The 13,778-nt window shown below is 44.6% G+C and carries 14 protein-coding genes; all 14 read right to left on the reverse strand.

Features of this window, described 5'->3' with window-relative positions:
• Window positions 1-14: 14 nt before the first annotated feature.
• The 14 genes from J1C91_RS06325 to J1C91_RS06390 all read right to left on the reverse strand — a co-directional run bounded on the left by J1C91_RS06325 (window position 15) and on the right by J1C91_RS06390 (window position 13,777).
• Window positions 15-1,976 (reverse strand): PTS fructose transporter subunit IIABC, encoded by a 1,962-nt coding sequence (locus tag J1C91_RS06325; RefSeq protein ID WP_125438749.1) that lies wholly within the window; start codon window positions 1,974-1,976, stop codon window positions 15-17.
• Window positions 1,973-2,884, reverse strand: coding sequence for a 1-phosphofructokinase (pfkB, locus tag J1C91_RS06330; RefSeq protein ID WP_002906648.1), 912 nt, complete (start codon window positions 2,882-2,884; stop codon window positions 1,973-1,975). Before pfkB ends, J1C91_RS06325 begins: the two co-directional genes overlap by 4 nt.
• Window positions 2,881-3,624: a DeoR/GlpR family DNA-binding transcription regulator gene (locus tag J1C91_RS06335; protein WP_049547385.1), complete on the reverse strand. Its 744-nt coding sequence runs from the start codon at window positions 3,622-3,624 to the stop codon at window positions 2,881-2,883. Before J1C91_RS06335 ends, pfkB begins: the two co-directional genes overlap by 4 nt.
• 170 nt (window positions 3,625-3,794) lie before the next feature.
• Window positions 3,795-4,778, reverse strand: coding sequence for a CPBP family intramembrane glutamic endopeptidase (locus tag J1C91_RS06340; RefSeq protein ID WP_125438753.1), 984 nt, complete (start codon window positions 4,776-4,778; stop codon window positions 3,795-3,797).
• 13 nt (window positions 4,779-4,791) lie between these two features.
• On the reverse strand, window positions 4,792-5,421 hold the full coding sequence (locus tag J1C91_RS06345) for a TIGR01906 family membrane protein (RefSeq protein ID WP_125438756.1): 630 nt from the start codon (window positions 5,419-5,421) through the stop codon (window positions 4,792-4,794).
• Window positions 5,414-6,184 (reverse strand): TIGR01457 family HAD-type hydrolase, encoded by a 771-nt coding sequence (locus J1C91_RS06350; protein WP_002921399.1) that lies wholly within the window; start codon window positions 6,182-6,184, stop codon window positions 5,414-5,416. Before J1C91_RS06350 ends, J1C91_RS06345 begins: the two co-directional genes overlap by 8 nt.
• Before the next feature lie 11 nt (window positions 6,185-6,195).
• Window positions 6,196-6,936 carry an acyl-[acyl-carrier-protein] thioesterase gene (locus J1C91_RS06355; protein ID WP_125438759.1) on the reverse strand — a complete coding sequence of 247 codons (741 nt, stop codon included), beginning with the start codon at window positions 6,934-6,936 and terminating at the stop codon, window positions 6,196-6,198.
• A gap of 3 nt (window positions 6,937-6,939) precedes the next feature.
• Window positions 6,940-8,070, reverse strand: coding sequence for a radical SAM family heme chaperone HemW (hemW, locus tag J1C91_RS06360; protein ID WP_125438761.1), 1,131 nt, complete (start codon window positions 8,068-8,070; stop codon window positions 6,940-6,942).
• Between the two features lie 138 nt (window positions 8,071-8,208).
• Window positions 8,209-9,012, reverse strand: coding sequence for a pyrroline-5-carboxylate reductase (gene proC / locus J1C91_RS06365; RefSeq protein WP_125438763.1), 804 nt, complete (start codon window positions 9,010-9,012; stop codon window positions 8,209-8,211).
• 2 nt (window positions 9,013-9,014) lie between these two features.
• Window positions 9,015-10,277, reverse strand: a complete 1,263-nt coding sequence (locus tag J1C91_RS06370; protein ID WP_125438765.1) for a glutamate-5-semialdehyde dehydrogenase — start codon at window positions 10,275-10,277, stop codon at window positions 9,015-9,017.
• Window positions 10,278-10,298: 21 nt separating this feature from the next.
• Window positions 10,299-11,408 carry a glutamate 5-kinase gene (gene proB / locus J1C91_RS06375; RefSeq protein WP_125438767.1) on the reverse strand — a complete coding sequence of 370 codons (1,110 nt, stop codon included), beginning with the start codon at window positions 11,406-11,408 and terminating at the stop codon, window positions 10,299-10,301.
• 115 nt (window positions 11,409-11,523) lie between these two features.
• The gene (locus tag J1C91_RS06380; RefSeq protein WP_125438769.1) at window positions 11,524-12,420 is read right to left on the reverse strand and encodes an RluA family pseudouridine synthase; all 897 of its coding nucleotides are present in this window, start codon (window positions 12,418-12,420) and stop codon (window positions 11,524-11,526) included.
• The gene (gene lspA, locus J1C91_RS06385) at window positions 12,404-12,871 is read right to left on the reverse strand and encodes a signal peptidase II (protein ID WP_125346962.1); all 468 of its coding nucleotides are present in this window, start codon (window positions 12,869-12,871) and stop codon (window positions 12,404-12,406) included. Before lspA ends, J1C91_RS06380 begins: the two co-directional genes overlap by 17 nt.
• Window positions 12,872-12,874: 3 nt before the next feature.
• Window positions 12,875-13,777 carry a LysR family transcriptional regulator gene (locus J1C91_RS06390; protein WP_032912458.1) on the reverse strand — a complete coding sequence of 301 codons (903 nt, stop codon included), beginning with the start codon at window positions 13,775-13,777 and terminating at the stop codon, window positions 12,875-12,877.
• Window position 13,778 lies beyond the last annotated feature (1 nt).

Raw genomic sequence — 13,778 nt, forward strand, 5'->3', positions numbered from 1 at the left:
GATTCTTTTAGATATTATTTTTTAAGTGGTTTGCGCAGGTAACCAAAGATAATACCGCTGACTACTGCACCAATCAATACATATACCAAGTAAAGGATTGGATTATTTGTCAATCCAATAACGAAGATTCCTCCGTGAGGAGCCATGAGCTTGATACCAGACAAGCCTACAAGAGCACCTGTAAGAGCGGAACCGACGATAAAGCTTGGAATAGCACGAGCTGGGTCAGCAGCTCCAAAAGGAATAGCTCCTTCTGTGATGAAAGACAGTCCCATGACAATGTTTGTCAAACCTGAATCGCGTTCTTCTTCAGTGAATTTATGTTTGAACAAAAGAGTTGCAATAAATACTGCCAAAGGCGGAACCATACCTGCTGCCATAACTGCTGCCATAACTGGCGAACCACCAGTTGAAACAGTGCTTGCCAGTGTACTAGTACCAAATACATAAGCAGCCTTATTGACCGGTCCACCCATATCGACAGCCATCATACCACCGACTAAGAGACCAAGAAGGACAGCAGAGCTTCCGCTCAGACTTGCCAAGAAATCATTCAGGGCTGTATTGATTGCTGACATTGGAATATTGACCGCCAACATCACAAATCCAGTCACAAGAACGCCCAGAAGAGGCAAGAGCAAGATTGAACGGATACCTTCAAGTGAGCGAGGCAGACCTGCAAGAAGCTTACGAAGGAGAAGGATGATACCACCAGCTAAGAAGCCGCCTACCAAAGCTCCAAGGAAACCAGATGATACACCAACTAAATCAAGAGTTTTCTGACCGCCTTCAGCGTAAGCTACACCACCAAATGATGCACCGCTGCTCGCAATTGCTCCAGCTACAAAACCAGAAACCAGACCTGGCTTTTCAGCGATTGAGTATGCGATATAACCAGCTAATACTGGCAACATGAAGCCAAAGGCCGCTCCACCAATTGCTTTAAACTGCGCTGCAATCTCATGATAACTTCCCAGATTAGAAAGCTGATCTTTTGGTACACCTAAGATCTGATCCAGCAAGAATGCAATGGCAATCATAATACCACCACCAATAACGAATGGCAACATTTGGGAAACACCGCTCATCAAGTGCTTGTAAAAAGCGCCACCCAGACTAAGTTTTTCATTACTAGACTCTGCCGTACCGCCACCATTGGCAGCCTTGTAAATCTCAGCATTTCCAGAAAGGGCCAGATTGATGAGTTCTTCTGTCTTACGAATACCATCTGCAACTGGACGATTGATCAACGGCTTGCCGTCAAAGCGATTCATCTCTACGGCCTTATCTGCCGCGATGATAACAGCTTTAGCTTTTTTAATATCTTCTGCTGTCAGCTTATTCCCAACACCACTAGCACCGTTGGTTTCAACCTTGATGCCGACACCCATTTCAGCTGCAACCTTCTGTAAAGCCTCTTGAGCCATGTAGGTGTGTGCAATCCCTGTCGTACAAGCTGTTACAGCTACAAGGAAGTCTCCCCCCTCATTGGCAGGTTCGACAACAGCAGGTTCTTCCGCTTTTTCTGAAGCTTGGTCAAAAAGCTCAATCACCTGATCAGGCGAAGTCACTTGACGCAATTTATCCGCAAAACCATCCTTCATCAGGTATTGGGACAATTCAGCCAAGGCAGCCAAGTGAGTATCGTTAGCACCTTCTGGAGCTGCAATCATGAAGAAAAGGTCAGTTGGCTGGCCATCCAAACTTTCATAATCGACGCCTTTATTTGACTTGGCAAAAAGGACAGTCGCTTCTTTCACTGCAGTATTTTTGCTGTGAGGCATAGCGATTCCATCACCCAAGCCTGTAGAAGTCAAGGCTTCACGAGCCAAAATCCCTTCTTTGAAAGTATCGAAGTCTGTTACATAGCCATGATCCACTAGGCTCTGAATCATTTCTTCAATAACAGCTTTTTTCTCTGTTGCCTGCAAGTCTAGCAACATCACATCTTTTCTTAGTAAGTCTTGAATTTTCATATTTTTTCTACCTCTACTTTTTCATAGATTTCTTTTATATAATCAGCTGTCGCCAAATCATCTGAGAAGGTGGTTGCTGTTCCGCAGGCCACTCCCCATTTGAAGGCTTGAATAACATCACCAGAGCGGACAAACTCTCCGGTAAATCCAGCCACCATAGAGTCGCCAGCACCAACAGAATTTTTCACATTGCCCTTGATAGGTTTAGCGAAATAGGCACCCTCTCGAGTTACCAGCAAGGCACCGTCACCAGCCATGGAAATGATGACATGTTGGGCACCCTTGTCTAAGATTTGACGGGCATAACTCTCAATCTGATCCAAGCTTTCGAGCTTGACTCCGAAAATATCACCTAGTTCGTGGTTATTAGGTTTGACCAAGAGCGGCTCAAACTCTAATGAATCAAGCAACGTCTGGCCTTCAAAGTCACAGACGACTTGCGCTCCTGTCTTTCTGGTCAGGCCAATCAACTCCTTGTAGACAACATTTCCTAGATTTTTAGGACTGCTGCCTGCGAAGACTACCGTATCTTCTGAGGTCAGAGAAGAAAGGAACTTCTCAAGTTCTTCTAGTTTCTGACTGGAAATTTCTGGACCAGGTCCATTAATTTCTGTCTCAGCATCTGCTTTAATCTTGACATTGATACGAGTATCCTGCTCAACTTCTACAAAATGGCTTGAGATTCCTTCCTCTTCCAGAGTATCTGTGATGAACTTGCCAGTAAAACCACCGATAAAACCAGTCGCTGTATTCTCAATACCTAGACGTTTGAGAACTCGGCTAACGTTGATTCCCTTCCCGCCAGCGAATTTGTCGTCACTGTCCATCCGATTGACGCTTCCTATAAGGACCTTGTCCAGACGAACAATATAGTCGATGGAAGGGTTTAGTGTGACAGTATAAATCATACTTCAATCACCTCCGTTTTTTCTTTGAGCGCTTGAATCACTTCTGATTCATTTTGATTAGTAATAATGCTTGCTTTGGCGAGAGGAGCAACCTTGACAAAGGACGTCTGTCCTAATTTAGAAAGATCAGCCAAGACATAAGTCTTCTTAGCGTTCTCCAAAATCGCTCTTTTAACAGCTCCTTCCTCCATATCTGGAGTGGTAAAGAAGCCGTCGTCAATGCCATTCATTCCAATAAAGGCCTTATCGAAATTCAACTGACCGATTTGATTCAGAGCCACACCGCCAATGCTGGCATCCGTTGAACGCTTGACCTTTCCGCCAATTATGACTGTCGGGATATTGCGCTCTACCAACTTGGTCGCATGGTGAATGGAGTTGGTGACCACTGTCACTCTAGGATCATGCAGCTCATTGACTAAAAGCTCATTGGTTGTCCCCGCATCAATAAAAATCACATCATGCTCTTGAATCAAGCTTGCTGCCATTTTGGCAATAGCTGTCTTTTCTTGAATGCTTTTGATAGATTTTTCCTGATTGCTCTCTTCTTCCTGTAGAAAATGAAGGCTCTCGGCTCCACCATGAACTCGTCGCAGTTTATGCTCGCTCTCCAGTTCATCCAAATCTCTTCTGATAGTTGATTCTGAAGTGTTTAAAGCATGTACTAGATAGTCTAGAGAAACAAATTTTTCTCTTATGACTGTCTCTAGAATAACTTGCTTTCTTTCCGACTTCAGCATAAAGCACCTCCTTTGAAATCGTTTACGATTATTATTATACCTCTTTATTTTTCAATGTCAAGCATTTTCTATCAAAAACTTTCAATTTCTATCTTTTTATCGAACAAAAAAAGAGCTGGACTACATCCAACTCCTTTCATATCGTTGCATAGCTGCCAAATAAAAGGCAATTAGCTATTATTGATTAAGGATACAATATAGGCTGCCATGACAGGCAGAAAAGTTCCAAGAAAAGTAAACACAACCAGAACCCAGAACCAGACTGACTTAAATGCCTGTCGGTAGGTCCCTGGGAGCGAACGATTGGCGTCAATGTATTCCTTAAATTTTGGCCACTTCAAGATTAAAAGCAAAAGAAATACTGTGCTGCCAGCGATTAATAGACCATAAAAAACGATGTTAACAATAGGCTCTGGAGCTTTTTTTGAAAGAAAAGCTATACCTTCTGCTATGACAAAGTTATTGAGAGCATGAAAAATGATAGACCAGATAATCGAATACTCAAAAGCGATATAACCAAAGCCTAAACCAATCAAACTAGCAAAATAAAACTGATAAAGATTTTCGTGAAAAAGGCCAAACAAAATCGCAGTCAAAAGAATGGCAAAAACCTTTCCATGCTTCTCTAATGCTCGCAATCCAGCACCTCTAAAAATGATTTCCTCCGTAACTGGAGCCATCAAGGATGAATAAATCAGCATGGTTAGTGTCTCAGAACCACCGCTCCCTGATTCCATACTAGAAAGATCTAAATTGAAGAGTTGCATGATAGTCTGCATCATCTGATTGACAACAGCTGTAAATAATTGGGCGAATAATAGGAAGCAAATCATGTAAAAGAAAACTTTAGGAGTCATCTTCTGCCCCTTACGACGAAGGTCATATTTGAAGAGCTGCTTTCCTCGAGACACCGTGAAAGTAAGAACACCAAGACAGGAAGCTAGAATATAGGCTCCGCCGTCCTTTTCCATGAATTTGGTAACAATGTCTTGCGTCTTTTGAATGTCCATACCTTGTCCTGGCATGATGGCAAAAAAGGCAACAAATACGTAAATGAAGACAGCAGCAAGCATAACCCATAAATAAGTAAAGCAAGTCGCTGAAAATCGTCCTAGATCTTTTTTAGGATTTAAAGGTTCGGGTATATAATACATAAAATCTCCTATATTAAGCTTGCTCTTTACTCTTTCTGCTCAGGAAATACAAGGTCAAAAAGATTCCCTCATAAAGCAAAGCAAAAAGAATAAAGGCGTGCATGAAAAATTCTTCTGGCAGAATCCAAATAACTGGATCCTTGGCTGGATCAAACATCCAGGTATTGTCTCCGGCAAAGAGAACTTGATGAAAGAGTGTAAAAAAACTGTTAAAGCCAATCAAAAAGGCCAGTACACCTAAGGCAAGTGGCAAAAGAGTAATCACAAGAAAAGCCCGTCTGTAGAGACCTAAAAATCCCTTTTTGACCACTTTTTTGATAAAGAAAATCAAAGCAGGCAGAGTGACTAGAAAAATAGCTTGCGCCAAGTGAAAAAGATACTTGACCGCCTGAAAATGATGCAATCCTGCTGCTGACGAGCGAAAATCTGGCATCGCTAGCTTTTGACTAAAAGGATTGGTCAGGTAATTCATCAAAATATTAAAATTATACTGGATGGTCTCTGCTTTCAAATAAACCTTATCCGGCAAATTGAAATAAGAAATCTCTATCGGGTATAAGAGCCAAGCCAGATAAATGGTTAGCAAGATTGCTGCTGCCAACAAGCACAAGACGCTGGCTAAAAATCTTACCTTATCACGCATCAAAGTCCCACTCCGCTAAACTTGACAAGACATGCGTCGGTTGGATAGGCAGATTGGGCACCTCTTCTGGCAGGGTAAAGCCTGTCGTAACTAAGAGCGTCGGAATGCCATTATCAATTCCCGCTCGAATATCTGTCAGATAGTTATCACCCACCATGACCACTTCTTCACGCGCCAGTCCTAGATGCTCTATGGCTTTTTCCATGATGATGGCATTTGGCTTGCCGATAAAGGTCGGCTCAACCCGAGTGGCTGCTTCCAAGAGGGCGTTGATAGCACCCGCTCCCGGCTGCAGACCTCGTTCTGTCGGAATATTAAGATCTGGATTAGTTCCGATAAAGTGAGCACCCTTTTGAATAGCCAGAGTCGCTATTGTCAGCTTCTCATAGTCCACTTCCCAGTCCAGACCCACTACTACATAGTCAGGATTTTCCGTGTCCTCTATATATCCAGCTTCTTCAATGGCATGTTTAAGACCAACATCACCGATAACATAGACTTTCTTGCCCAGATTTTTCTCCTGCATATAGTCAATGGTAGCTAAAGTAGCTGTGTAAATTGTCTCAATCGGTGTTTCAATATTGAAATTCTCAGCCAGCATGATCTGCACTGCTTCTGGCGTGCGCGTGGTATTATTGGTCACGAAAAGGTAGGGAATCTTACGCTTCTGCAACTCATGCACAAAAGCTTCACCAGCCGGAATCCGGCTCTTGCCCTTATAAATCGTCCCGTCTAAATCAATCAAATATCCTTTATAAGTCATGTCTGCTCTTCCTAATTCTCTTGTTTAAACTCTTGCCAGGTCACCAAAGCCTGGGCATTGACTTCGCCGTCACTGGAAATCTGGTGATTGCTCTGCAGACCTTCTAGGTCGTAGCTAGAAGCAATCATGCCGCCTGGTCGGACTTCCTTGACATACTTAAGATGGACTTTCTTGGGAATGTGCTGGGTGAGGAAATCTGCACCCATGACCTCAAAGATCCAGTCCAGATACTTGCTGTTGTTGACATGCCCGTTCATATCCAAGTCGTAAAAGCGCACATGATAGTCCTTGCTGACAGGATTTTCCAAGTCAGGGTACTTAGGACCACGCAGTAATTTCTTGGAAAACTCTGATTGATATGGCGCTACAATCTCCGGATCAACGGCACGAACCTTGCGGCTATCCCGATCCATAAGAACAAAAGTTGCCATCATCTGTATAATGGCTTCACCCGCTTCATCAAAAATCGTGAAGCGACGGTAGCAAAAGAGCCGATTGTAGGTCAAAGCTTCTGTTTCAATAGTAATTTCTTCTGCAAATCGTGGCAGACGTGTCACATCAATATCATAGTCCGTGATAATCCAAACCAGATTATACTGCTCCAGCATATCCTTGTCGCTAACACCTAGCTCAATCGACTGCATCCCCGATACCTGCAAGGATAGCAGGATAACATCTGGCAGCTTGATATGGCCATTCATATCTGCCATATCAAAAGGAATTTTCATTTTCATTTGATAAGTTAAGCCCATGATTTACTCCAATATAAATTTCTCAGCAACCGTATCGCCCAAAAAGAGGCCTTGTTTGGTCATGCGCACGATATCTCTGTCCGGGACTAGCAAGCCTTGATCAGTCAGTTCAGACACAACAGCTCCGTAGTGGTCTTCAAAGGAAAGACCGAATTTTTCCTCAAAACGTTTTTTAGACACGCCTGATTTCTTGCGCAATCCTAGAAACATTTCTTCTTCCATCTTTTCTTTCAGCGTCAGCACTTCTTCCTGCACACGGGCATTGCCTGCTTCCACCGCCTGCAGATAATGACGAATGGGGCCGTGGTTTTTATAGCGAACACCGTCGACATAGCCAGACGCTCCCGCTCCAATACCATAATATTCCGCATTGTCCCAGTACATGAGGTTGTGACGGCTCTCAAAGCCTGGCTTGGAAAAGTTTGAAATCTCATAATGCTCAAAGCCGGCCTTTTCGAGCTCAGCTATAATGTAGTCAAACATCTCCGCTTCCAAATCTTCCTTGGGCAGAGGCAACTTCCCTCGCCGCATCCGATTCATGAAGACCGTATGATTTTCCAAAATCAAGCTGTACAAACTCATGTGAGGAATGTCCAGAGCAATGGCCTTGGCTACATTAGTTTTCACATCTTCCATGCTCTGCTTGGGCAGAGCATAAATCAGGTCAATCGAGATATTATCAAAACCTGCTTTTTTGAGATTGGCAATATTCTCGTAGATGTCCTTTTCCGAGTGACTACGGCCAATTTGCTTAAGCATGCGGTCATTGAAAGTCTGTACACCCAGCGAAACACGATTGACAGGCGAGTCTTTAAGTACAGCAATCTTCTCTCGGTCCAAGTCCCCAGGATTGGCTTCAATGGTCAGCTCTTCTAGATAAGACAAGTCCAGCTTATCTGTCAGCTTTTCCAGCAAAAAGGCTAATTGAGGCGCCGATAGAGCCGTCGGAGTCCCACCACCGATATAGAGGGTACGAAGCTTTTTGATGTCGTAAGAATCATACTCCTCAATCAAATGCTCCAGATAACTATCTACCGGCTGATTTTTGATAAAAACCTTGGAAAAATCGCAGTAATAACAAATCTGAGTACAAAAAGGAATGTGCACATAAGCAGAAGTCGGTTTGGTTTGCATAGTACTTATTATACCACAGTTTTAAAGAGAGGACTTATTTGAATATTAAACAAAGAAAAAAAGAGTGAGCCTGCAATGACAAAAAATGTCCTCGCAAGCCACACCCTTTCCTATAATCTAAAAAATTGAAGATCTAAATCACTTCTTCCCCAACTCCTGCGTCCTCTTGTAGGCAGCTTGAACGGCATCCATGACCGTTCCTCGAAAGGCATTTTCTTCCAGACTGGCTACCCCAGCGATGGTCGAACCGGCCGGACTGCAGACCTGGTCTTTGAGCAGAGCAGGATGTTGCCCACTGACCTGACTTAGCTTAACAGCACCCAAGAGGGTCTGATTGGCTAGCTGCAGGGATATATCGCGACTGAGTCCTACTCGGACACCTGCATCCGCTAAAGCCTCTATAAAGAGATAGACGAAAGCTGGTCCACATCCAGCAAGTGCCGTGGCAGCATCCAGCTGTTTTTCCTCTAGTTTGACCAAAAGACCAGCCGAAGACAAAAGTTCACACAACAAGTCTTCATCCGCTTGATTCGCCTGCTGGGATAAAGCAAAGCTAATAACGCCCTCACCTACAGCTACCGGTGTATTAGGCATCATCCGAATCCAGCGATGGTGGCTAGGCGCCCATTTTCCCAACGTTTCCAAGGTCAGCCCAGCAGCTATCGAAATCAGCAAAAGAGACTCTCGTTTTTCTAGAACTTCCTGATACTCAGCCAGCAAGTCAGCAAATTGAGCTGGTTTGATACCCAGAAAAATCACCTCTGCCTGAGCAAAAACTTCTTTATTACTGACCGGCTGACCACCAACTTCCGCAGCAATCTTTTCAGCCTTGAAACGACTGCGATTAGCCAGGAGTAATTCACTTCTAAATCTTTTATCTTGGGCAACTAGGCGAGCGAGACTGCCACCCATATTTCCCAGACCTATAATTCCAATTTTCATCATTATTTCCTCACTTGACCAGTCCCTTGGATGACGTATTTATAGCTGGTCAACTCTTTCAGTCCCATAGGACCTCTGGCATGCAGTTTTTGAGTAGAAATTCCCATCTCACAGCCAAGTCCAAATTGACCGCCATCTGTAAAGCGGGTTGAGGCATTGACATAAACTGCTGCGCTATCCACCTGCTCTGTGAAGTAAGCTGCCGCTGCCTCATTCTCCGTCACAATGGCGTCCGAGTGATGGGTGCTGTGAGCTTCAATATGCTCCACCGCTTCTTCCAGCGAGGAAACCAGCTTGACAGCTAAGATATAATCCAAAAATTCGGTATCAAAATCTTCCGATTTAGCTTGTGTTGCTGAGATATACTGAGCTGCTTTCTCATCCAAACGTAATTCAACAGGGTTTTCTTGAGCAGAATCACGATCTGTCACCAGCATCTTTTGCAAACGTGGTAAAAATGCAGCTGCAATCTCTTCGTGAACCAGCAACACTTCCATGGCATTGCAGACAGAAGGGCGACTGGTCTTGGCATTCTCAACAATGGCCAACGCCTTGGCTTGATCAGCATCCTTATCTACATAGACATGGACGATTCCAGTACCTGTCTCAATAACCGGTACAGTCGCATTCTCTACGACCGCCTGAATCAGTCCCGCACCTCCGCGAGGAATGAGCAAATCCAGATAATTCTTGGCCTTCATCATAGCCTGGGCGGAAGCCCGACTGGTATCAGTAACCAACTGGATACAATCCGGCGAAATCTCCGTCTGAGCCAAGCCTTCTTTCAAAGCTGTGACAATAGCTAGCGCTGTCTGATAGGCATCCTTGCCGCTTCTAAGAACGACTGCACTACCGCTCTTTAGAGCAAGAGCCGCTGCGTCAGAGGTGACGTTAGGCCGGCTTTCGTAGATAATCCCAATCACGCCCATAGCCACCCGCTTTTTACTGATGACAAGGCCGTTATCAAGCTCGGTCCTTTCCAAGACTTGCCCTACAGGATCCTCCAAGTCAATCAACTGGCGAATGCCCTCTTCCATGGCAGCAATCCGCTCCTCATCCAGATAGAGGCGGTCCAGCATCACATCTGAAATCCTACCTTTAGCTGCGGTCATATCCAATTCATTGGCCGCTAAAATGTCAGCACGAGAAAGACAGAGCTGACTTGCCATTTCTTCCAAAGCATGGTTTTTCTCAGCCGTTGTGGCCGTATTGATTGTCTTCTTGACTTTCTGAACCTTTTCAAAAATCGCTTGTGTTGAGGTCATCGCTTCTCCTTTCCTCGTCTTCTAAAATTCTGCAAATAAATCATTTAACTCCGGCGTCAATGAAATCCAGTCATCCCGATGAATGACGACACCCTTAGGCTTATTGGACTTGAGCATATCTTTAAGAGCTGACTTGCCAAAACGCACGCGCCCTTTACCAAGAATAGCTCCGCCACCTTCCTCGTAAACTGTCACCGTATCCTGATAGGCAAAGCTCCCTGATACAGATACAAGTCCGGATACCAACAAACTTTTTCCCTTATTTCTGAGAGCGTCGGCTGCTCCTTGGTCTACATAGATTTCCCCTTGACTTTTAGCATAGAAAGCCAGCCATTGCTTCTGCGTTTTTAGACCTTTTTCCTGAGCCAAAAAGAGACTGCCATCCTTGGTTTCCTCCGCAGCTTCAAGCAGAGCATCAGTCTTGAGTGAGGAGCAGATATAGACCGGAACACCAGACATAGTCGCAAGCGTTGCAGCCTTAATCTTTGTCAGCATACCGCCAGTCCCATTGCTCGTTCCTGCACCGCCCGCCATATCAATCAACTCAGAAGAAATCTTCTCAATCTTTTCAAGCCGCTGGGCATCAGGATTGGTAGAGGGATTAGTCGTGTACAGTCCATCTACATCTGTCAAAAGCACCAGGAGATCCGCTTGAACCATGGCTGCCACCTGCGCACTAAGTGTATCATTATCCCCGACCTTGAGCTCCTCGATGGCCACTGTGTCATTTTCATTGATGATAGGAATAGCTCCGCGATTCAGCAAGACAGACAAAGCCTGATGGGCGTTCTTGTACCGCCGCTTGTCTGCAAAATCATCCTGAGTCAAAAGAATCTGAGCAGAAATGATTTGCTTCAAAAGAAGATTGGTTGTATATTCCTCCAAAAGCAAACCCTGTCCAACCGCAGCTGAAGCCTGCTTATCAGCCACCTTGGTCGGTCGCTTTTTAAAGCCCAGAGAAGAAAAACCTGCCGCAATAGCTCCTGATGAGACCAAGATTAACTCATGTCCCGCCTCATGCAAGAGAGCCAACTGCCGAGTAATTTCCTTTACCTTGGCGCGTGACAGACTGCCATCTGCGTTTGTCAACGATGAAGTACCCACCTTAAATACGATTCGCTTTGCTTTCATTTCCTTTTCCTTCACTGCTAGATTGTCTTATTATACCATGATTTACGGAAAATAAAAACGACCGCAATTGAAGCGATCAAAGGAAAATTTGTATTTTAATAATGAATAAACCTACCTATTCTTGTCGCAGTTTTGCCAAGGTTTCTTGGAAAATGGCTGGCGCTTCAGCTGTAAATTCCAGCACTTCACCAGTTCGAGGATGGGTAAAGCCCAGCGTTCGTGCGTGCAGAAACTGGCCGTGTCCTTTTAAAGTCTTACGTGGTCCATAGACCTCATCGCCAGCTACAGGATGTCCGATGTAGGCCATGTGAACGCGGATCTGATGAGTCCGTCCCGTTTCCAGCTGAAGCTCAACCAAGCTATAGTCACCAAAACGTTCCAAGACTTGGAAACGCGTCAGAGCTGGCTTGCCTTTGGCAGTCACTGCCTGCTTCTTGCGGTCTTTTTCACTGCGACCAATCGGAGCCTCAATCACCCCACGGTCATTAGGCAAATTCCCATGAACAATAGCCCAATACTTGCGTAGGGATTTCTTATCCTTAAGTTCATCAGCTAGAGCCACATGGGCTTGGTCATTTTTTGCAATCATGAGAAGCCCTGAAGTGTCCTTATCAATCCGATGGACAATCCCTGGCCGTAGGACCCCATTGATGCCAGACAAGTCTTTGATGTGGTACATAAGGGCGTTGACTAGCGTACCGCTGGTATGGCCTGCAGAAGGATGGACCACCATTCCCTGAGGTTTATTGACGACTGCCACGTCCTCATCTTGATAGACGATTTCTAGCGGAATATCCTCAGGCACATACTCAACCACTTCTGGCTCAGGCAGCTCATAATAGATGATGTCACCTTCTTTGACAGCATATTTGGCTTTTTTGGCTTGTCCATTGACCAAAATCCGGCCGTCCTTAATCTGCTCATTAGCCAAACTCCGCGATAGGTCTGTCAGCTCTGCCACCGCCTTGTCCAATCGCTGACCAACTACTGAGGCCTCAATTCTTACTTCCATCTTTTTCTTCCTTCAAAATCATCAGCAACAAAATAGCTACACCAAAGGTCAGATACATATCTGCCACATTGAAAATAGCAAAATTGATAAAATCTAACTGAAACATGTCCACGACAAAACCTTGACGTATCCGGTCGATAAAGTTCCCCAAACCGCCAGCAATCACCAAGGTCAGCCCGGCCAATATCCACTTTGAGGCATGGAGGTGCTTGATGAGGTAGTAAACAGCTCCGCCGATAACCAGAAATGTCACCAATGTAAAGAGCCATTGTTGATTTTCTAGCATGGAGAAGGCTGCACCAGTATTCTGGAGATGGGTTAGGCTCACCAGACGAGGAATGAAACTCTTGACCTGCCCTAGCTTAAAATCGCTGACGATATACAACTTAACCAGCTGGTCCACAGCAATAAGAACCAAGACTGCAAAAGGAATAATAATTTTTCTTTTCATACTTTATTTTTTCTGTGCAAAATACTCTTTCATAACTGATACAAAGTCTTCTCCGACCTGGGTCAGCTCCACATCTTCACGCTTGACATAGACCATGTGGTTGTCCAAGTTGTCGCGAAGTTTGATGACAGTAATACCATTTACACTATTGCTGTCCAAAAAGCCAGATCCAGTCGCATAAGCATCGGTACGCTCCAAAATCCCATTCAAAGTCGCTCGGTCCGTCACATTAAACATCTGTGAGCTGGCACTGGTATCGACAAAATTTTCTGAATAATAGAGGTACTCATCCTTTTCCTGAGTGAAGCGAACAGTCGGCAAAGCAGCCAAATCTTCCATGACAAGCTCATTTTTCTGAGTCAGAGGATGATCTTCCCGCAGGTAAATGTGGGTCTGAAAAGGAATCAACTCAATTACTTCCAAACCAAGCTTTTCCACCCTTTGCATAATGCCCTTGGTATTTTGATTATTGAGGTAGATAATGCCGATTTCACTGTGGCCTTGCGCTACTTCATCCAGAATCTGCACGGTTGTCGACTCAAAAATTCGGAAGTTCTTATACTCAGGATAGGTCTGAGAAAATTGAGTAATCAAAGGCGGCAAAAAATCATAGTGCTGGCTGGCAATTGAGAACTCATCACGCTCCTCCTCGGGATTGGCATATTGATTTTGAAAGACATCAAAACCCTTGACCAAGTCTTGAGCCTTTTCATAAAACTCCATTCCTCGGCGAGTCAGAAAAGTCCCGCTGCTGGTCCGTCGAAAAATCTTGAAACCCAGCTCTTTTTCCAGATCACGGACAGAGATAGACAGACTAGGCTGGCTGACATACATTTTTTCCGCAGCTTCTCGAAAAGTCCCACTATTAGCAATGGCGACCACATAACGCAATTGTTGAATATTCATA

The sequence above is a fragment of the Streptococcus sanguinis genome (assembly GCF_050222175.1).
Taxonomy (GTDB): Bacteria; Bacillota; Bacilli; order Lactobacillales; family Streptococcaceae; genus Streptococcus; species Streptococcus sanguinis_M.

Excerpts from the sequence above, each read along its gene's own strand:
- proC (WP_125438763.1), bottom strand. The coding sequence starts at position 9,012 with ATGAAAATTGGAATTATAGGTCTGGGAAATATGGGTGGCAGTCTCGCT.
- J1C91_RS06355 (WP_125438759.1), bottom strand. The coding sequence starts at position 6,936 with ATGGGCTTAACTTATCAAATGAAAATGAAAATTCCTTTTGATATGGCA.
- hemW (WP_125438761.1), bottom strand. The coding sequence starts at position 8,070 with ATGCAAACCAAACCGACTTCTGCTTATGTGCACATTCCTTTTTGTACT.
- J1C91_RS06335 (WP_049547385.1), bottom strand. The coding sequence starts at position 3,624 with ATGCTGAAGTCGGAAAGAAAGCAAGTTATTCTAGAGACAGTCATAAGA.
- J1C91_RS06350 (WP_002921399.1), bottom strand. The coding sequence starts at position 6,184 with ATGACTTATAAAGGATATTTGATTGATTTAGACGGGACGATTTATAAG.
- J1C91_RS06345 (WP_125438756.1), bottom strand. The coding sequence starts at position 5,421 with ATGCGTGATAAGGTAAGATTTTTAGCCAGCGTCTTGTGCTTGTTGGCA.
- J1C91_RS06325 (WP_125438749.1), bottom strand. The coding sequence starts at position 1,976 with ATGAAAATTCAAGACTTACTAAGAAAAGATGTGATGTTGCTAGACTTG.
- J1C91_RS06370 (WP_125438765.1), bottom strand. The coding sequence starts at position 10,277 with ATGACCTCAACACAAGCGATTTTTGAAAAGGTTCAGAAAGTCAAGAAG.
- proB (WP_125438767.1), bottom strand. The coding sequence starts at position 11,408 with ATGAAAGCAAAGCGAATCGTATTTAAGGTGGGTACTTCATCGTTGACA.
- J1C91_RS06340 (WP_125438753.1), bottom strand. The coding sequence starts at position 4,778 with ATGTATTATATACCCGAACCTTTAAATCCTAAAAAAGATCTAGGACGA.
- J1C91_RS06390 (WP_032912458.1), bottom strand. The coding sequence starts at position 13,777 with ATGAATATTCAACAATTGCGTTATGTGGTCGCCATTGCTAATAGTGGG.
- J1C91_RS06380 (WP_125438769.1), bottom strand. The coding sequence starts at position 12,420 with ATGGAAGTAAGAATTGAGGCCTCAGTAGTTGGTCAGCGATTGGACAAG.
- pfkB (WP_002906648.1), bottom strand. The coding sequence starts at position 2,884 with ATGATTTATACTGTCACACTAAACCCTTCCATCGACTATATTGTTCGT.
- lspA (WP_125346962.1), bottom strand. The coding sequence starts at position 12,871 with ATGAAAAGAAAAATTATTATTCCTTTTGCAGTCTTGGTTCTTATTGCT.